The 18,912-nt window shown below is 47.5% G+C and carries 13 protein-coding genes; all 13 read right to left on the reverse strand.

The window, feature by feature from the left end:
* Positions 1 to 2: 2 nt before the first annotated feature.
* A complete protein-coding gene (locus LG211_RS11130; RefSeq protein WP_269477536.1) occupies positions 3 to 2,384 on the reverse strand; it encodes an ABC transporter permease in 2,382 nt (793 codons plus the stop codon).
* Between the two features lie 96 nt (positions 2,385 to 2,480).
* Positions 2,481 to 3,695, reverse strand: coding sequence for an MFS transporter (locus LG211_RS11135; RefSeq protein WP_269477537.1), 1,215 nt, complete (start codon positions 3,693 to 3,695; stop codon positions 2,481 to 2,483).
* A gap of 248 nt (positions 3,696 to 3,943) precedes the next feature.
* Positions 3,944 to 4,327 (reverse strand): nuclear transport factor 2 family protein, encoded by a 384-nt coding sequence (locus LG211_RS11140; protein WP_269477538.1) that lies wholly within the window; start codon positions 4,325 to 4,327, stop codon positions 3,944 to 3,946.
* The gene (locus LG211_RS11145) at positions 4,324 to 5,490 is read right to left on the reverse strand and encodes an iron-containing alcohol dehydrogenase (RefSeq protein ID WP_269477539.1); all 1,167 of its coding nucleotides are present in this window, start codon (positions 5,488 to 5,490) and stop codon (positions 4,324 to 4,326) included. The genes LG211_RS11140 and LG211_RS11145 overlap by 4 nt, the downstream gene beginning before the upstream one ends.
* A 19-nt stretch (positions 5,491 to 5,509) precedes the next feature.
* Positions 5,510 to 6,475, reverse strand: a complete 966-nt coding sequence (locus tag LG211_RS11150; RefSeq protein ID WP_269477540.1) for a cupin domain-containing protein — start codon at positions 6,473 to 6,475, stop codon at positions 5,510 to 5,512.
* A 42-nt stretch (positions 6,476 to 6,517) separates the two neighbouring features.
* Positions 6,518 to 7,513 (reverse strand): cupin domain-containing protein, encoded by a 996-nt coding sequence (locus tag LG211_RS11155; protein WP_269477541.1) that lies wholly within the window; start codon positions 7,511 to 7,513, stop codon positions 6,518 to 6,520.
* Positions 7,514 to 7,542: 29 nt separating this feature from the next.
* Positions 7,543 to 8,781: an MFS transporter gene (locus tag LG211_RS11160; protein ID WP_269477542.1), complete on the reverse strand. Its 1,239-nt coding sequence runs from the start codon at positions 8,779 to 8,781 to the stop codon at positions 7,543 to 7,545.
* A gap of 21 nt (positions 8,782 to 8,802) precedes the next feature.
* Positions 8,803 to 9,795: a carbon-nitrogen hydrolase family protein gene (locus tag LG211_RS11165; protein ID WP_253020025.1), complete on the reverse strand. Its 993-nt coding sequence runs from the start codon at positions 9,793 to 9,795 to the stop codon at positions 8,803 to 8,805.
* Positions 9,796 to 10,242: 447 nt separating this feature from the next.
* Complete coding sequence (locus LG211_RS11170; RefSeq protein WP_148398023.1) at positions 10,243 to 11,646, reverse strand: sigma-54 interaction domain-containing protein; 1,404 nt, start codon at positions 11,644 to 11,646, stop codon at positions 10,243 to 10,245.
* A gap of 239 nt (positions 11,647 to 11,885) precedes the next feature.
* Positions 11,886 to 13,238 carry a branched-chain amino acid transport system II carrier protein gene (brnQ, locus tag LG211_RS11175; RefSeq protein WP_148398022.1) on the reverse strand — a complete coding sequence of 451 codons (1,353 nt, stop codon included), beginning with the start codon at positions 13,236 to 13,238 and terminating at the stop codon, positions 11,886 to 11,888.
* Between the two features lie 23 nt (positions 13,239 to 13,261).
* On the reverse strand, positions 13,262 to 14,860 hold the full coding sequence (locus tag LG211_RS11180; RefSeq protein ID WP_269477543.1) for an amidohydrolase: 1,599 nt from the start codon (positions 14,858 to 14,860) through the stop codon (positions 13,262 to 13,264).
* A 389-nt stretch (positions 14,861 to 15,249) separates the two neighbouring features.
* Positions 15,250 to 18,177, reverse strand: a complete 2,928-nt coding sequence (locus LG211_RS11185; RefSeq protein ID WP_269477544.1) for a response regulator — start codon at positions 18,175 to 18,177, stop codon at positions 15,250 to 15,252.
* Entirely contained in the window at positions 18,170 to 18,895 is a 726-nt protein-coding gene (locus LG211_RS11190) for a hypothetical protein (RefSeq protein WP_269477545.1), read from the reverse strand. Before LG211_RS11190 ends, LG211_RS11185 begins: the two co-directional genes overlap by 8 nt.
* Between the last annotated feature and the right edge of the window lie 17 nt (positions 18,896 to 18,912).

Raw genomic sequence — 18,912 nt, forward strand, 5'->3', positions numbered from 1 at the left:
TCCTATTCCAGATTATTCAACTCACGGATATTGATTTTCTTTACGTTTATAGATGCCAGCATAGTGGCGATGATAATTCCCAAAAGCAGAACAGCCGGACAAATGCCGTATACCTGGAGGGGTACAACCTGTATTTCAACATTGGCTCCCATAGCGGAAAAGATCGGCTTCAGCACGAACTGATTGCTGAGCAGCGAAAGCGGCACGGCGGCGAGCATGGAAAGCAGCGCAACCAGAACCATCCGCAAAGTCTGCCACATACGAATATCTTTGTTTTGGAATCCCATGCTTTTCATCATAGCGATTTCCCCTTTTTCCCTCACGACGAACAGACGCTCCATGAGGAAGGTGATGAGCATGATTACCGAAAGAAGCACCGCTGTCATGGGCACAATCATATCTTCCAGAGATTGTTGTATACCTCCTGTGTTTCGGTCTACCACATCCTGCGCGGTTGCCCATTCATAATCGGGCAGTTCTTTTTCCAGTTTCTCTGCCAACTGCTTCTGGGTAAGATTCGTGTCCATCTTAACCATTATATTCCAGTAATCGAATAGACTCGCCTTACTGCAATCTACTTTTGGATTGAGACGGGCGCTCTTTCCTAGCTGCATATAATCAGAATAGGTTCCGGTAATAATCATGCGCTTTTCTTTGCCGCCGATCTGCGTTTCCACCGAATCGCCGATCTTCCAGCCATTCTCTTCTAAAATCTGCTGGGAAAAAGCGATTTCATTTTCAAGTACCGGCGCATCCCCCTCCTGGTAACGAAGAAAGTTTTGGTCAGATCCCAGAATCTGAGTGGTCATAACATTGGTATTATCATCCCTGCGCGGCTCCTTGTATTGGAAGAAATAGATGGCGACTCCGGTAAGCTCTGCTTCATACCCCTTTGCTTTCAGCTCATCCGTAACCCGATCCATATCCTTCTCAAGTTCAACGCTGGTTTTATAGGTTCCCTTGCCGCTTCCTTCTATTTCTCTTGCGCAAACAGCCGTATCCGGGTTTACACAGAACTGCCGGGCCATTTCATCGCTCTGCATCGTATTGATGGTGTTGAGCGGTATGGTGATCAAAATAAAGCTGATGCAAAAGGTAATCATCAAAACCAGATAACGCTTCACATGGCTGAAGATGTCGTTTACGCCCAAAAATGCGGTTACCGGCATTCGTTTCCGGCGGTAGAGTCTGAAGCCGGCTCTTTTCCCGTACCGCTCCCCGGTCTGTCCGCCGTGTATGGCGGTTATGGCCGAAACTTTGTTCAGTTTGTGCATACATCCATAGGAGAATCCCATGACCAGAAGGATAATCAGCAGGGCGCACAGACTATTGACCCAAAATTTGGAATCACTGTTTTCCAGGATCAGGTTTTTGCTGACGCTGGAAAGCATAACCCGGCTCACCGGAATGCTGACAGCCAGACCGCACAATGCTCCCGCTGTTACCAGGATCAGATATTTGGCCAGATAAACCTTTTTTATGGCAAAGCTTTTGATGCCGACAGCTTTCATGATCCCGATTTCCCGATAATCCTCTTCAATGGTAAATACAAGGGTAAACCGAAGGACCAGAAGGGCAATCAGGATCAGGCAGATTCCAATGAGAATCAAAAGGGCAACGGTGAGCATGTCAAAGGAATACGCCATCTTGTACGTGTTTTTATCGATGGTACTGCTCAGGGTTGTAAAACCATGATTATTCAGTTCCTGATTAAACCGCTCCTCATCATCCGTATCCACATAGTGCATGCCCAGCAAATCAGCCTTATCGTTCGCGGCAAAGCGCGCATATTCGGCAGAGCTTACGACTAATCTGCACATTCCTGCCATATCACTGCCAAAGGCCGCATCTTTGATGGCCAGCTTTATGGTGAAGGTCTTTTCCATATCGCCCACTTTGATGGTAACCTGGTCTCCTGTCTGCAGGTCATTGCGGTCCATAGTGACTTGTGTCAGGGCAATGTCTCCCTCGCCCAGATCAAAGTCTTTGCCGTCTTTATCAAAGACTTTGCAGTACGGCTCCGTTTTGGCGCTGAGATAGATGCTGGCTCCATTGGCATCAAAAGCTTTTTTCTTGTTGTTTTGTGAAAGGTCGACTCCTTTTTCCGGTAAGATCAGAATATGATCGTACCCATAAGTTTTCACACCAGGAGCATCCTTCTTCAGCCAACGCTCAATGTCCGCCTTTTCCTCCGTCCCTGAAGTAATGATATTAATCTGGGGGATCTTGGCGTAGTCCAAATAAAAATTCTGCGCAGATGACGCTACCAGAATGTTGCCCACACTGCTGGACAGAAAAATGGTTGCGATGGTTATAAAGAGAAAGAGAATCAGATTGATGCTTTTTCTCCGTTTCATGTCTTTTTTCAGTATTCGCCCTATCATAAGTTTTCGTCCTTTCCTGTTTTGTATGATCAGTATAACGGGGCAATTATGAAAAAATCCTTAAATAAATGAATGATTTAAGGATTTTTCTCGGTATTACTCTGTCTTTGGTTTTACTCTATCCACAGCTGCAATTATAATGACCGCCCCTGCGGCAGTCGCCAGCGTGCTTACCATAGTCAGCATCTTTGCGCCGCTGGCGTCGATAATCATGCCGCCGATCAAGCTGGAAAATACAGTGGTAATCGTGATCATGGTTGTAAACAGCGCTTGACCTTTGACCGCTTCCCCCTTGCGCATAACCTCGTCGATAAAATGAACCATAGCCGGCAAAAAGAGAGCAAAAGAAACCAGCTGGAATACCTGGGCGACGAAGATCATAGCCACGGAGCCTGCCAGATAGCAAATCCCAATCTTGGCCGTAAAGCCGACAGCCGCTGTTTTGATCAGCAGCTGACAGGAAAACTTTTTTCGCAGGAAATTAAAGCAGATCATGGTGGGAATTTCTAAAAAAGCCATGAGCGACAGGATCCAGCCCATGTCCTGGCTGCTGCCGCCTACAGAGGCGACGATCTGCATCATATAGTTGTTGAGTATAGAGTTGCTGAAATATAAGCCGATCACACCCAGATTGACCAGAAAGAAAGGTTTGTTATTCTTGATGAACTGCCAAAGATTGATCGACTCTTCATCCTTCCCATTGGGCTTCTCCGCTGCTGCCGGCACCTTTTTTTCATTGATCTGCCTTGCCTGATCGTAAGACTTTTTTGTAAAAATCAGACTGATGAGCAGCATTGCCAGAATGATCTCGCCCGTGATAGGCAGCACCAAGATCCCCCGCTCTTCCACCAAAGTCCCCAGCACAGCCACCAAAGCGGAATAAGCCAGTGATCCCATGCTCCTGGCAACGCCGAAATTAATAGCCACCCCGCATTCCTCCAGTTTAAAGGTCAGCGAATTCAAAAGAGGATGCAGCACAGTGTGCCAGGCGATCAGGAGGACAAACGTCGTACAAAGCGCAGCCGTTCGGCCGTCAAAGATAAAAAGACCCACCGTCACAGCCATCATCATAATAGTAAGAATCTCAGTGATTCCAATCAGTGACAGCCGCTTTATCCGGTCAGCCAGGTCCGCGACCATGGGCTGGAGCACGACGGCCAGAATATTGGCGGCGGCCAGCGTGACCCCGATTTGAGAGCTGGAATAGCCCCTTGCCAGTAAAAAGACCGAGGCAAAGCTGCTGGCCACCCCGTAGAACATCCAGTATGTTCCGTGGATGCAGGCATATTCAAAATTCAGCAATCGTTTCATGAAAAAGTTAATCCCTCCGCTTCAATCAGAATGGTTCCATTATACCATTCTGCGGCAGAAATTCCAGCTGTTTTCACTGGGGAAGTTCCGCGGGAATCGGCCTGGGCTGGGGAGAGCGCCAGGCAAAAAGGGGGCGAGAAAAAATGAGATGCCTGGATGCAAAACAAAAAATCCAACTTTTTTTCTTTTTTGAATCTGAAATGCTGATTCTTCAAAAAATCCGAACGCAAGCCCCCTTTTCAAATAGTCTATTCATCAATTGTGGTAAACAGTTTGCTCACAATCTTCCATGTTCCATCTGCCTTCAGCAGCTGAAAGCTATCTTCAAAGCAGAAAGAGCCGAAAAAGTTATCTTCTGCCACAACAGCAGTCGCAGTATCCTTGGTCATGCAAATGGATTTCACTATGCAGCGGCAGTCTATGCCCTCCTCTCTCATCGAGGGCCTTGCCCCAATGTCTTGAATAAAAAGCTCCGGTGATCCAAGAACAAGCTCCCCGGCCAGATATCCGTACATAGATGCCTGCGGATGGAAGATCTCTCTCAAACGTTCCAGATCCTTGCAGTAAGCCGCTTCAAAGTAAGTCTCAAGGACCTGTTTTATCTTTTCCAATTCCTGATCATATGGATTCATGCTATTCCTCCTTGCCGCACCAGAATTTCCATTAACATCTTTTTCGCCTTCGCTTCCGTGACTTTAAAAGGTGCGATCTGTGCAAACGGCTCATTGGCAATCGCATTTGCCATCGTTTCAACATGGTCTGCCTGGAGACTTGGCATCTGCTGCGGCTCCAGGCCCAGAATCTGGTCGCGGAAAACCATGTATGCTTTGGCCGTCCTTTCTCCAATCTGATTTGGCGTCAGATTTTCATCCAATGGCGCACCAAGAATCTGGCCGATCTTGCGGACCTTCTCCGGCAGAACGCAGGCCGCTTCCTTAATCATAGCCGGAAAAGCATATGCGCAGGCTGCTCCGTGAGCGATCTTCAGTTCGGCGCCGATCACGTGAGCGATGGAATGTCCCACATGGGCGCTGGCGTTATAAAGCATCCAGCCTCCAAGAGAAGCACAGATCAGCATCTTTCTTCTGGCCTCTGAATCCTGCCCGTCGCTGGCTGCTGCGGGCAGACACTGGAAAACCGTTTCCATCAGTTTTTCACAGATTAAATCTGAAGCAGGGTTGGACATAAGAGTCGTATAGGCTTCCGCCGCATGGGAAAACACATCCAGCCCAGTGGTAATCGTCAGCTTTCTTGGCATGGTTTGCGTCAGCTCCGGATCCAGGATCGTATATTCGCTCATAGCCTGAAAAGCAAGCAGCGGCACTTTTTCCTTTTTCAAGGGATCCGTAATGATAATCCCCTGAGAAAGCTCAGAGCCGGTTCCTGCAGTCGTGGGGATGGTGATCAGACCGGCGGCAGGCTTAATCTCCTTTTCTCTATAGTCCAAAATTTTTCCATCATTAAAGCGAAGTACAGTGATGCCTTTGGCCGTATCGATCGCGCTTCCGCCGCCTATTGCAACAACACAATCACAATGCTCCTTCCTGCACAGTTCAGCCCCCTCATCAATGATGTTTGCAGGAGGGTCCGGCTCAACTTTATCAAAAGCTGTATAGTAAACCTGTTGGCGGTCTAGATATGTAAAAACCCGTTCAATAATCCCCGCTGCTTTGACCCCACTGTCATAGACAAGAAACGCTCTGCTATATCCGGCCTCCTTCAAAAGAACGCCGATCTGATCCAATTTCCCATCGCCTATGAGCACTTTGACTTTTTGTTCCAGTACAAATTCCATAAGAAGGTCCTCCTGTCTATCATGGTACAAAAATGCCGGTAATTTCCGTATACGGACACTGGTACTTGTCAAACCGCTCTTTCAGAAACGCCTTATCTACGTTCTGCGGATCCTGTTTTTTCGTGAAGACAAGTTCGTCCAACAGCAGCATCAAAGGAAACTGAACATTAAAATCCTGCAAAGTCGTACCGGACTCCAGAGAAGTCAGTTTGTGGGCCGTAAAGTTGGGAATGTTGATAATCTGGCCTTTCTTGGCCGTCATAGGATCGCGCCCCTGCACCTCAACTTTGACGCTGCCCTGTGTCACAGCAATGAGCTCATGGCTGACATAATGGGTGAAGCTCACCGCTATCTGTTCATCCAGCTCAAATTCCCAAATCTCCTTTCTTCCGGCCATCTCCCACTTGGGATATCTCAGTCTGCACTGGATCCCGGGAAAACTGTAGGTCTTATAAAATCTGCCCTTTCCGCTGAAGCCCGGCAAGTTTTCCGCCTCCGTCTTTGTCACTGCCTTCATTGGAAACTGGGGATAGGATACCTGACCTTTTCTTCTCTCGAACTGATCTCGAAACGCTTTGTCTTCATATTTCTCCGGACAATTTTCAAAGATTCGATCCAAAGACCAGATTCCATCCCACATGAACATACCATTCATGACTTCCCACCATACGGTCTCTTTGCCATAGGTAAAACCGTGGGGCATGGCGGGCGGAATCAGCAGCATATCCCCCGACTTTACCTTTGCCTGATATCCGCCCAAAACAGCGGTCATCTCCCCTTCCTGAACATAGAACAGCTCATATCCTTTGTCATGGGTATGGAGCGGTATGCTCGTTCCTTCGTAAGCGATATAATCGTTCATTTCATTATTGCCGCTGATATGCACATTTTGCACAAAGCTGTGGGCGCTGTCTTCTTTTCCGGAAACGGCGCTGATCGCATGCGTTGGATCCTTTGGATCAAGGATGATTCTTTCTGTATTCATGTCAACCTCTTTTCTTTTTCTCTTGCAACAACTTGTTTTCCGCTAGCGGCAGATCAGCCCGCTGGCTTCTGTAACCGGACATTGATAACGATTCAGGCAGTCTAAAACCAAATCATCGTCCAAGCGTCCTTCTCTTCTTGCAATGTCCAGCTCTTCCATCATCAGAAACAAATCGTACTGAACATTGAAGTCCTGCAGCACTGTCCCAGACTCTAAAACAGTAATTCGATGTCTTGCATAATCGGGGATATGGATGATATCCTCAGTCTTTGCGATTTGTGTTTCATATCCTTCGATTTCGACCTTCACACTGCCGCTGCGCACTACCATCAGTTCATGGCTGAAGTAGGGTTCATCCCAGGCGATGATCTGACCCTGGTCCATGATGAACTCCCATACTTCTTTTCTGTTATCCATTTTCCACCTTGGATATTTGATGCGGCATTCGATACCCGGCAATTGGTAGCTCTTGTAATACATGTCTTTGCCGCAGAATCCAGGCATTTCTTCCGGAGAAACTGTCTCCGCTTCCAGATAAGGATAGCCTAGATAATCCACTCGGCCTTCTGTTTTCAGATAATCTCGCATGAACAGATCGTCCTCTATTTTTTCCGGGCAGTTTTCATAGATTCGGTCAAGCCCAGTCAAACCTTCCCACAAATCCATTCCTTGAATAATCTCATGCCAGACAGTTCCATTTTCGCGATATTCAAAGCCGTGGGGCATAAAGGGCCGGATCAGAATCATATCACCTGGATTGACAACAATCTGTTTTCCTCCCATCACTGCATCTACGCTTCCTCTTGTGACAAAGAAAATCTCACTTCCGTATTCATGATAATGGTAAGGGACTTCATCCCCTTCATTGACGCAGTAATCGCTCATTTCCAAATTTTTTTCGGCTCCTTTGGCTGTGATGAACAAATGACCGACGCCGTTTTCATCTGCTGATTCTTCCAGGGAAAAGGCCGTCGGATCAATGACAACCGCTTCTCTGACCATTTCATAGTTTCCCGTTTCTTGATTAAACTTTAACATTTTTCAACCTATTCCTTTCTTGTTTCAGATCACGCGGATTGGCGGGTTTTCTTTTTCAGATCCATAAAGTTGCTTCGTCCTTTCATACCTAATATAATTGCAATGACGATTGTGACCGCCATAAATATACCGCCTACAAAGAGCGCGCCTCCCGGCGTTACTTCTCCTGAGAAAAATTTTGTGATCGAGTTGACCAAATAGGGCTCGACCATTGTTCCGATGCAGTCGAATCCCCAAAAGACTCCCATGCAGCTGGAAACCCATTCTGGTTTGACAAAGCGCCCTACCATTTCCATGCCTCCTACGATGCCGATGCTGTAGCCGAAGAAGATGAAGGTCTGTGCGACCGCATAGATGAAAACACTGTACGACGCATAGCTGAGGAACAGTCCAATGGTCATGGATACGGCGCTGGTCACCAGGATAAATTCTTTGGAAAGCTTGAGGATATAGACATATAAGATTCCGGAGACCATGCTGATTAGATAGGAAAAAGAGCTCATCAGGCCAGCTACCCATGCGGCACCGCCTCCAATATTCCGGTCTTCAATGAGCATAGCCGCATTCACATTGATCGAGGCAAAGCCAATTTCAAAGAAAAAGATAAACGCCAACAGCAGAATGACCGGTACGGATAGAATTCTGTTTGCCTTCGGCCCCGATAAATCCGCATTTTCTGCCAGTTCCTCTTCTGTACTGTGGGGATTTTCTTTCGGCAGCCAGAGGGCAATGAAGATCAGGGTCGGTATGCCCAGAAAGCTGATCAAGTAGATATAGGTCCATTGAATGCTGGCGAGAGCTCCTCCCAGCATGGAGATCAGAATCAGGGTAATCATGGTCACCGTATTCTGCCATCCTAGCAGCTGACTGCGCATCTTCCCCGTGAATAGGGTATTGATTAAGCTCCCCATCAGGGTGAGAGCAATCCCTTGTCCAATGCCCATAAACAGGGAGCCGATATATAGATAAATGATGCTTCCGTGGAGCAGCATGGGCATCGCTCCGCCCGCAATAATGCAGATGACGCCAAAGAGCAGCAGCTTTTTCTGGCTGATCTTAGCCCCGGCAAAGCCGGAAGTTACACTCATCGGAAACTGGCCGATCATGGCAAAGGTCATGATCATTTGGATTGCTGTCGGGCTGGCCTCGGGAAAAGCGTCAGCGATGACCGCCAGCGCGGGGATCATAAAACAGTTCATTGAACCAACCACCGCAATTGATAATACTGCAAGCCGCATCAGATTGGTTTTTGCCGTATTTTTACTCATCAGTCTACCTCCTGTGTATTCTTATTCAAACCCTCGCTCCTGTAAAAACAGGTCCAGGTCTTTTTCATATGCTTCCAAATCATGGTCTATCGCCGTCCGCCTGCCCAAGATATTGGCACCGTAAGGCTGTACGTTTTTATCATAGGACTCGGCATCACGGGCGACGCTAGATATGGTTTCAAACAGCGGCGCGTCTGCCGCGGCCCCTGCAAAGGGCGCTGGAAAATTGAATTCTCCCACATGTTGTAAATAGTGGTCCATAAACTTGGTTCCGCAGTTTCTTGAGCGCTTTACCAAGTCCAAATCCAGCGTAACAACACAGATCGCAGCCACATCTCCGCCTTCCCATACGAGAAATCCTTCCGGACTAATCACTTGTGAATGGCCGTACATGGTCGATGAAGCAAATTGGCCGACACAGTTGGTTGATACCAGGTATGCCTGATTTTCCAAAGCCCTGGCATAATGGATATGCTGGTTCAATTCAAACAGCTCCTGGGGGTCCAGCGTTAATTTGACCAAGACTTCAGCACCCATCAGCGTCTCATTTCGCGAAATCTCCGGAAAGTTGAGATCATAGCAGATCTGCACACCAATCTTGGTATCCTTTTCCGGAATATCAAATACAACGTAGCGATTACCAGGCATTACTTTATCTTCGGCCGGATACCAGGGGGCCATTTTACGATAGACATCGATCAGTTCTCCCTGGGGATTAAAAATCGGCGCCGCATTATAGAATTTGTCATCAGGCAGCTCTTCGTGCTTTTCATAAACAGTTCCGGGAATGAGATAAATTTCATATTTTCTTGCAAGGGATGCGAAATAATCGGTCATTGGTCCGGGAATACTGCATGGGACCAAGCTTTGAAGACATTCCACACCGACTACCAGTTCCGGTTTATGAAATCCCATCATAATGCGCTCCAGTTCTTTTTCAAAATATGCCAGATTTACGGACGGGTCTTCTGTGACAGGCATCTGCAAGATGCCTACGTTTAAAAATCTTCCCATAATGATCCTCCTATAGATTCTAAATTTTCAGACATGTCTGTGTACACTTAGATATTAAGCAAAACCCATGCCACTCTGTTTTTAAGTTGACGCTCCATATAGCCGGTCCTGCATTTTTCAAGGTTTCTAAGCTTGAGTGCGGGGGGTGTCCAGACTGACTGTTAAAAAAAACCTTCGTTCTGCTATCTAAAAGTGTAATGTTTTGTTTCCACGATTTCGTTCTCTTCAACCAAATCTGCATCTTTTCGCCTAATTTCAGGCTTCTTTCCCATATGTAAACTTTTCTTTCCTATTTGCTAAACATTCTGCATATCGGAAACATTTGTTTCCACTCCCTTAAGATCATCGCCATGAAACAATCGGTTCGCAGCATACATCATTCATTTTTTTCTATACAGCAAAAAGCCCCGGCTGAAAGGTTCAACCAGGGCTTCGGCTTATTTTTATTTATAGATTATGCTTTTTTACGATCTTACCCAGGGCCTGCCGGCTGATTCCCAGCGACTGGGCCGCTTTTGTCTTATTTCCATGAAAAACGCTAAGCGCTGCACGTACTGCTGCCAGCTCTGCGTTCATCTTTGCTTCTTTGAGCGTGATCAGGCTCATCTGCGGAAACAGTTCTCCCATTCGGTTGACAGTGGCCGCAGGCTGGGATTCGATGACTTTCTGCTGAAAATCTTTCAAATGCTTTAAATCCAAAATCGGCTCATAGCAGAGATTCACCGCTCGCTCCAGAACATTGTGCAGCTCCCTGATATTTCCCGGCCAGTCATATTGCTTCAGCAGCAGCAAAGCGCCTTCCGATATGCCTTTAATCCGGCGTACCTCAGCTCTCCCCAGCAGATTGTTCAGCTGCTGCACGATCGATTCTGTGATGGGCTGGATATCCTCTTTTCGGTCCCGCAGAGGCGGTACTTGTATTTCAAGGATATTGAGCCGGTAGTACAGATCTTCCCGAAACAGTTTTTGTTCCACCAGCTCTTGTAAATTCTCATTGGTAGCAGCAATGATTCTTGTATCCACGGTCATCGTCTTACTGCCGCCCACCCGTATAAACTCCCGCTCCTGCAAAAACCGCAGCAGCTTGGATTGCATGGCGAAGGACAGTTGATGGATTTCGTCTAAGAACAAGGTTCCTCCATCCGCCAGCTCCACCAGCCCCTTTTTTCCGCCCCGTTTAGCTCCGGTAAAACTCCCCTCTTCATAGCCGAAGAGTTCGGATTCAAAGAGCTCGGAAGGGATCGCGGCGCAATTGACTTTGATAAAATTGTGCAGGGACCTGGTACTCAGGTCATGGATGGAATGTGCCACCAATTCTTTTCCTGAACCCGTTTCCCCATAGATGAGGACAGTGGAAACACTGTAAGACACCTGCTTAATCTGTTTTTTCAAGAGTGCAGTAGCCCTGCTGCGGCCGATAATATTATCGATGGAGTATTTAGTGCTCTTCAAAGGCCGGAGATCATTTTTATGATAATTGATCTCATGGTTCATATTGATCACTTTATCAAGGAATTTATGGATTTCTGCTGCATCGCCAAAAGCATCGTATTCCAAAACGCCCTCAAGCTTTCCATCCATATAGATGGGGAACGCATTGGAAACGATCGTGTGTCCTTCAGAAATATACACTTCGCCGATCTGTTTTTGACCGGTGGACAATACTTTATAGGCGGTATTATGGGGCAGGAGCTCTTTGATGGATCTTCCTACTGCTTCGTCCCCTTTTGAAAATCCGATACTTCTGGCCAGCTCATCCTCCATAAAAAGGATATCGCTGCTGGGATCGATTATCACCAGCCCTTCGATAATATTTAAAAGCTGTTTTGTCTCACTTGTTAAATGGATCATTTCACACTTGTTCCTTTCAGCTATGCAGGAGCCCCTGAATCAAAGTCCCTTTTCTGGGTTTTGTTCACTTCTCCAGACATTATATAAAAAATTCGAACAATTGTAAATTCAAACCCTGTGTATGATCATTTCCATCATGGTCATGAGGCGTCTCAGACAGAAGTGGTGTGGCAGATACAAAACCTCGAGTCTTTGCATTTTTTGTATCTGAAATGTCCATCTCCCCAATTTTTTAAATTTTAACTAGAAGCCTGTGCATCATCCAACTTCTTTTCCGGACCTGCATCCTGCTTTCCCAGCACTTTCCAGATCACAGCGCCGACGATGAAACCTATGACCGCAGGTATCAGCCAGTCAAACCCGTACTGAGCCAGCGGAATGGCTCCGATCAGCCGATCCAGTCCATCGGTTGCTATTGAAATCAGTCCGTTGGCCCTCGCCAGAGCAAAGGCGTCGTAAAAACTGAATAAGGTTGCCGCATAAACCGCGCCCTTCCAGGCCCCATCGTTGGGAACGAACTTCTTGCCAACACCAAGGATAGTCATCACTATGGACATGGGATAAATAAACGTAAAAATCGGGCCGGAAACCTTAACCACAAAGTTGACCCCTGTAGATGCCATCAATAAAATAATCAGTGTAACCACCAGGCTCACGATCCGAAACGACAGCTTGGGGAAAGCGATGCAAATCCAATCTGACCCGGTAGCGATCATTCCGGCCGCAGTTGTCAGACAAGCAAAGATAATCGCAATGGAAAGGACAACAATTCCGCCGTAGCCGGCTAGTTTTCGAATCAATCCTACCAGTAGAACGGTCTGGTCCGTGTCAGAGGCAAATAGCTGGGTTCCGGTGGAGCCTAAATAGCATAGGCCGCCATAGACGATGAATAGGATGATAAAAGAGACCAGAATCGTCTTAAAAAGGACCCCTTTAAAATCCCTATCAGCCGTATAACCTTTTCCTTTAATGGTCGCGATAAAAATCCCGGCGCAGACCAAGCCGGTGCCCACATCTCCCGTGTTATATGCGGTCAGCAGCGCATTTGAAAATGGATTGGCCACAGCTTCCCCTGAAGGATGACCCAGGGGATTTACAAAAGTCATAACCACAATCGCCACAAGGGCGATGAGCAAAATCGGTGTTATGTATTTGCCGATCTTATCAATTACACTGGATCTGCTGCTTGCAAAATAGTAGGAAATCCCAAAAAACAAAATCAGAAAAATCCATTTGCTAAATGGCGGAAGGTCGGGAAAAATCCCCATCAGCCCGGTTTCATAGGCGACGCCGCCGCACCTGGGGATCGTGCCGAATAAAATAATGAACAGGCTGAGTACCATATAGAGCACGTGCCACCAAGAATTGACATGCCTGGTGACCGATTTCAGACTGTCGCCCATATTTCCCACTGCTGCTACCGCCAGCATGGGCAGCAGAATGCCGGTCAGAGTCATACCGATAATTCCCGCGGCAACGTGTGCGCCAGACACCAGCCCGATCTGAGGCGGAAAGATCAGATTGCCCGCGCCGAAAAATACGGCAAACATGGCAAACCCGATCACCAGACTGTCTTTTGTCGATCGTTTCATTTTCGATTCCTCTTTTCTTAAATCTACTTCTGATATATTTTTTCACCCGCGATATAAGTCTGTTCAACAGTGATTTTATCAATATCCTCAGGAGGAATGCTGAAAATATCTTGATCGAGGACAATAAAATCCGCATAGTATCCGGGTTTCAGCTGTCCGATCCTTTCGAACCCGGCAGCCTGGGCGCTTTCTCTTGTATAGAGCTTAATTGCAGTCTCTACATCCACCTTTTGCTGCTGCCCGCAGTCCGTACCATCATAAGCAATTCTGGTCACAGCCCCTTTGATGCAGGGAAACGGATCCGAAGGAACTGCCCACGATGTGGCGGGAGCATCGGTAGAAAAACATAATTTAACGCCCTTATCCAGCATATGCTTGATCGGGTAAGTTTGTTTCATCCAATCTTCTCCAAGATTGGTCAGATAGCTCTCAATCTCCGCATAGAGGAAAATCGGCTGAGTAACAAAAGCAATCCCCTTTTCAATAGCTTGGTCCATCGCCTCTTCCGTCGGGTCGGTGACGTGTTCCACCCGAAGATGAGGCTCATTTCCATCTGTCCACTTCGGTTCCCCATATACCCGACCTACAATCCGCTCGATCGCCTTTGCCCCCATAGCATGCATGGAAAGCTGGCAGCGCTTCTTTTTACAGAAAGCTATGGCGCTCTCCATGAGTTCATCGGAACAGACCGGCATTCCGTATTCATCGCCTGTTCCCAAGTAGGGCTTGTTCATCCAGGCCGTCCTGCCGGAAACACTGCCGTCTCCGATCAATTTCAGACCTGCCGCCCGTATCTGCCGATTCTTTGCGAAATGGGATGCAGGAATGTCAAACTCCTTGTTATCCGCAAAATGATCCCACATATAATAGATCGCCGCTCTTTGTCTAAACCCTTTTTCTGCGGCCTCCAGATATTTGTCAAAATGATCTCCAGGCTCCAGGTTTCCCATATCGCCGATTGCCGTTATTCCCTGGGAAGCCAGCAGCTGCCCCAGCTCCACCAACTCTTCTACAATCTGTTGCCGGGTCAATTCCGGCATTACTCCCATCACTAAATCTCTGGCATTTTCTCTCAGAATTCCGGTGGGTTCTCCATTCTCATCCCGGTCGATTTGACCTCCCTGGGGATCGGGGGTGTTTTTATCGATTCCGGCCAGCTCCAGCGCTTTACTGTTGACACAGCGGATATGGGCGCAGGTTCTGAGGATGCACACCGGAGCATCCGCACATCCCCGATCCAGGTCATAGCGATTGGGGGAACGCTTTTCCGCCAGCTTTCCCTCATCGTAGCCCCACCCTTGAATCCACTGATCCGGGCCTTGCTTGCGGCGCGCTCGGCTAATCTCGCTTACCATCTCTTCAATAGAATGCACCTTTGGCGGCAGACAAGAGATTTGCCTGCTGAAATCGGCCAGGATCACCGAATGCATATGGGCATCAACAAAGCCCGGAAGCACCCGCTTTCCTGCCAGATCAATGCTTGGATAATCTTTAACCGGCAGCTCCGCCTCAGCACCAATCCAAGTGATCACACCGTCTTCGACAATCATGGAATCCGCATACAAGCCTTCCTCATCAGAAGTAAAGATTTTACCGCCTGTTATGATAAACGTTTGTTTCAATTCTCTTCTCCTTTCACTCTGCTTTTTCAGCAGTAAAAGCACCAGGTGACTGCCGCAGTAATAGTAATCGTCGTGATCCCTGAATCCTTAAGTGTTACGTTCCCGGAGGGCTGAGGCCGGGAGTCGGGGCCGGGAGCAAATCATCGTGATTCCTTGGGTTATTTTCGCAGCATCATAGGCCATCGCCAGCTGGCCCGCGTTTGGACTCTCCTTTCAGCGCTTCTTTGAAAAGATATGCCGTGCATCGATTGATTATGTCTTGCAGATCAAGTCTGCCCCGTCCAGGACTTTCGAAAGCCGCCTCCTGGACAACCCTTTTATAAAAATCTTTTAAGAACGATTATCACCGCAGATTTTTTCAGCTTAGTCTCAACGTAGTATTATGTGAGTTAAAATCGTGAAAGGCACCTTTTCATCTCTGCGATCACTTGCACCATATCAAGGGGTTTGGATATATGTCCATTCATACCCGCATCCTTTGCCGCTTGAATATCCTCAGAAAAGGCGTCGGCCGTCACTGCTAGAATGGGAATCGCTTCTGCATCAGCACGGGCACTGGATCGGATTTGCCTTGCGGCCTCATAGCCGTTCATTACCGGCATCCTGATGTCCATCAAAATCATCTGGTAATAGCCGGCCTCAGATGCCAAAAAGCGTTCTAAGCATTGGTATCCGTCTTCTGCAGTATCCACCAGAGCTCCGCTTGAGGACAGGAGCTCCACTGCGATTTCCCGATTCAGTTCATTATCCTCCGCCATAAGAACATGGCAGGCTTCCAAAGGTTTATCCGTTGGAAGCGGCGTGGGTTCATCTGCTCTGTGAAGCAAGACTCGTGTGATCTCTCTGGATAAGGTTGATTTAAAAAACAAAGGACTGATCACAGCATCTGCCCCTTCTTCCTCCACCTGCTTTCCGATCTCAGAATCGTTTGCCCCAGCCACGATTATAATCGAGCGGCGAGCCGCTTCATGTATCCTGGCGATGGAAGCAAAGAGGTCTTCCTTAGAAAAATGATGATTCAGCAAAATAACATCGTATTCACACCCCGCTTCATGCTTGTGCGAAATAAATTCCAGCGCTTTTTTTGTATCGCAGGCCGTATCCACCAGAAATCGGAGGGTTTCAAGAGTAGAGGCGGCACTCTGACTCGATTGCTCATCCCTATCGATCAGCAGCAGTGAAAGGCCTTGTTCTAGACCGCATACCTCTATCGGTTGGCCGGATACCGGGAAATCTAACGTTACCAGGAACTCGCTTCCTCGTCCCAATTGACTGGATACTTGGATCGTACCGCCCATCTGATCGACGATCCATTTGCTGATGGACATCCCCAGGCCGCTGCCTTCGATTTTCTCGATGCGGCTGCTCTTTTCCCTTGTAAAGGCATCAAAGATGGTCTCCTGGAGTTCTTTGCTCATTCCGATACCGTTGTCCTTGACCGTAAACAAATATCGACCGTATTCCGCACCACGCGGGGAAAAAGTTTCTTCCACAGTACACCGGATTGACCCTTTATTTGGAGTAAATTTCACAGCATTTGCAAGGATATTCATAAGAACCTGATTCAAACGGACAGCATCGCACAAAACAGTTTCGTGTTCCACATGCTGAATCACCACCAGCAGCTGCTGCTCTTTCTCATCCGCCTGGAACTGAATAATATTTACCAGTCCTTCCATCACTTCGGGAAGCGATGTGATACCTGCATTTAAGGTCAGCTTTCCGCTTTCGATTTTGGACATATCCAAAATATCATTGATTAAGCCTTTGAGGTGGTTGCTGGACAAGGTAATCTTATTCAGACAGTCCAGTACTCGCTCCCGGTCTTCGATACTGCGGATTGCGATATCGGTCATTCCTGTAATCGCGTTCATCGGCGTACGAATATCATGCGACATATTTGCCAAAAAGCTGCTTTTGGCCTCATTGGAGCTTTGGGCTTCCAGCATACTTGCATGCAGCTGTTCCATCAGGTTTTTATTCTCCGTAATATCGGTAAAGGCCACCATATATTCTTTCCGGCCCTTAAGGTTCAAAGGCGAAACGCTGACGCTCAGCCAGACTTCTTTTCCCAGATGGGGGTTATTATATTTCAATTCCGCCGTAACCGGTTGTGAAGATAATTCTACCTCCTCCACCATAGCGATCACCTCGGCGGGCAGACCGATATGTGTCAGCCACTGCGAATCACATATATTCCCTTGCACCTTCTCTGCCGGAATGCCGAGAATACTGCGCATGTTTTCGAACACATGGCGGATACGGTGTGTATGCTGATCCATAATGAAGATAGCCGTATCAATATTCTCAGAAATAGCTTTATAGACCCGCCCTTCGTTTGTCTCCTGCTTCCATTTGTCTCGCAGCAGAACAAATAAGATGACCCCTAGAAAAACAAAAAAAGCGAGAACGAATCCAAGAAACAGCGCAATCATCCGAGAAGACAGCCGAATCACGGTCTGACCGTTGTTTTCCACCAGGGCCAAAGGAAGTACGGAAACGTAATACCACCCTTCTTTTACTGCGGAAGGCTCAAAACAAAGGATTTGCATCTCCCCCGAAAACTCTAACACCGCATTTCCCCGCTCTCCTTTTTTCAGTGCATTCATAAGCGCCTCCACGGTCTTCTGATTGCTTTTAGAAGCGGCAAACACGTCTCGTACATTGTGATAAATTTGAGCATAGCTATAAAAACTGGGCGCCAGGAGAATGGTGCCGTCCTGTTTCAAAAGATAACTATATCCGGCCGAGTCATAAAGAGAGCTCTCACCAGCGCTGCGTAGTATCTCCGCGTCAAGATCAATATATACGCCCCCAGTGATAACACCGCTTTGATAAATCGGCGCGTAAACCCGTACTTCCTCATAACCCATCTCACCTAAAAAAGTATCGGTGACACCGGACTTCCCGGCAAACACCTGACGATAGACTTCATCGTTGGAAGAGATTTTGGCTGATGTTCCCCCCGAGCTGACAACAGCTCCATCCGAGTTGAACACCCCAATGAAAAGATATTCTTTACGCATTTTTGCAAAAGTTTTTAACATATCGGGAGTAACGGTAAGTTTCGGCTCTGATAGATGTATCGCCAGTGCCTGGGCCTGGGTTTCGAGCAGGTTGAGCGTTTTATCCAACATCTTTACTCGGTCGGAGGTTAATGCCTCCACGCTTTCCGTTGTGGATTCCCGGATATTTTGGTAAATTCCGTCGGAATATTTTTTCACGGTATATCCAAGAAACAAAATCAATGCCAAAAACAATAAGAAACAAGCGGTTATGTACCATGCAGGATTTCTTTTTCGGTTGACTTTATTCACCACCAGCCCCTCCTTCTAATGCTTGCTTCTCTTCATATGCCTGAATTTCTTCCATCTGAATGCGATTGAATTCTTTCGCGGCATCTTCCGCCGACATGCCGCCTATCATTTTCAAGCAAAGTTGACGGGTATTGTCCCAACAGCCAAAACGGAGGTTCATATCTTCCAAAGGTATCTGCCCGCCCCCATCCAGCAATTCCAATACAGCCTGCTTCCAGGGGACCTCTGCCTTCGTCTCAGCCGGTCGTTTAAAAGGAGAAAGGCTGCCCGACGTATCCGATGACAGCAGCTCCTCACGCTGTGAAGTCAGATAATCTACAAATTTGATCGAATCTTCAAGGTGGCTGCTGCCCCCATTCACACAAAGACGAACGGAGATTGACGGCAGGGTGATCACTCCGTCGGGCAGCATGGGAATTCCCGTACAGATGGCCTTATCTTCATTCTCCATTTCAGTAGCCTTCAGTTCTTCAATCGGAAAGAAACGAAAGGCTGTCTTGCTGCTGAGAAAATCCGCACGGTCCTGAGTATTAGCCTTGATCGCATCCACCTTTTCCATCGTCAGACCTTCACCGTAATACCCATTCTTTAGAAATTCCTCAAACATTCGAAATCCATTGATCATATAGTCGCCGATTTTCAAGTCTCCCTTATTCAGACCATCGATCAGCTGCCGTTGATTTTCCGCCTGGTAAATTGGATAGAGACTGCGTGCCATGACCGGAACAGCCATAG

The organism is Hominibacterium faecale, from assembly GCF_020734085.1.
Lineage (GTDB): Bacteria > Bacillota > Clostridia > Peptostreptococcales > Anaerovoracaceae > Hominibacterium > Hominibacterium faecale.

What these genes read in the sequence shown, in the direction of transcription:
- LG211_RS11130 (WP_269477536.1), bottom strand. Translation starts at nt 2,384, where the DNA reads ATGATAGGGCGAATACTGAAAAAAGACATGAAACGGAGAAAAAGCATC.
- LG211_RS11135 (WP_269477537.1), bottom strand. Translation starts at nt 3,695, where the DNA reads ATGAAACGATTGCTGAATTTTGAATATGCCTGCATCCACGGAACATAC.
- LG211_RS11140 (WP_269477538.1), bottom strand. Translation starts at nt 4,327, where the DNA reads ATGAATCCATATGATCAGGAATTGGAAAAGATAAAACAGGTCCTTGAG.
- LG211_RS11145 (WP_269477539.1), bottom strand. Translation starts at nt 5,490, where the DNA reads ATGGAATTTGTACTGGAACAAAAAGTCAAAGTGCTCATAGGCGATGGG.
- LG211_RS11150 (WP_269477540.1), bottom strand. Translation starts at nt 6,475, where the DNA reads ATGAATACAGAAAGAATCATCCTTGATCCAAAGGATCCAACGCATGCG.
- LG211_RS11155 (WP_269477541.1), bottom strand. Translation starts at nt 7,513, where the DNA reads ATGTTAAAGTTTAATCAAGAAACGGGAAACTATGAAATGGTCAGAGAA.
- LG211_RS11160 (WP_269477542.1), bottom strand. Translation starts at nt 8,781, where the DNA reads ATGAGTAAAAATACGGCAAAAACCAATCTGATGCGGCTTGCAGTATTA.
- LG211_RS11165 (WP_253020025.1), bottom strand. Translation starts at nt 9,795, where the DNA reads ATGGGAAGATTTTTAAACGTAGGCATCTTGCAGATGCCTGTCACAGAA.
- LG211_RS11170 (WP_148398023.1), bottom strand. Translation starts at nt 11,646, where the DNA reads ATGATCCATTTAACAAGTGAGACAAAACAGCTTTTAAATATTATCGAA.
- brnQ (WP_148398022.1), bottom strand. Translation starts at nt 13,238, where the DNA reads ATGAAACGATCGACAAAAGACAGTCTGGTGATCGGGTTTGCCATGTTT.
- LG211_RS11190 (WP_269477545.1), bottom strand. Translation starts at nt 18,895, where the DNA reads ATGGCACGCAGTCTCTATCCAATTTACCAGGCGGAAAATCAACGGCAG.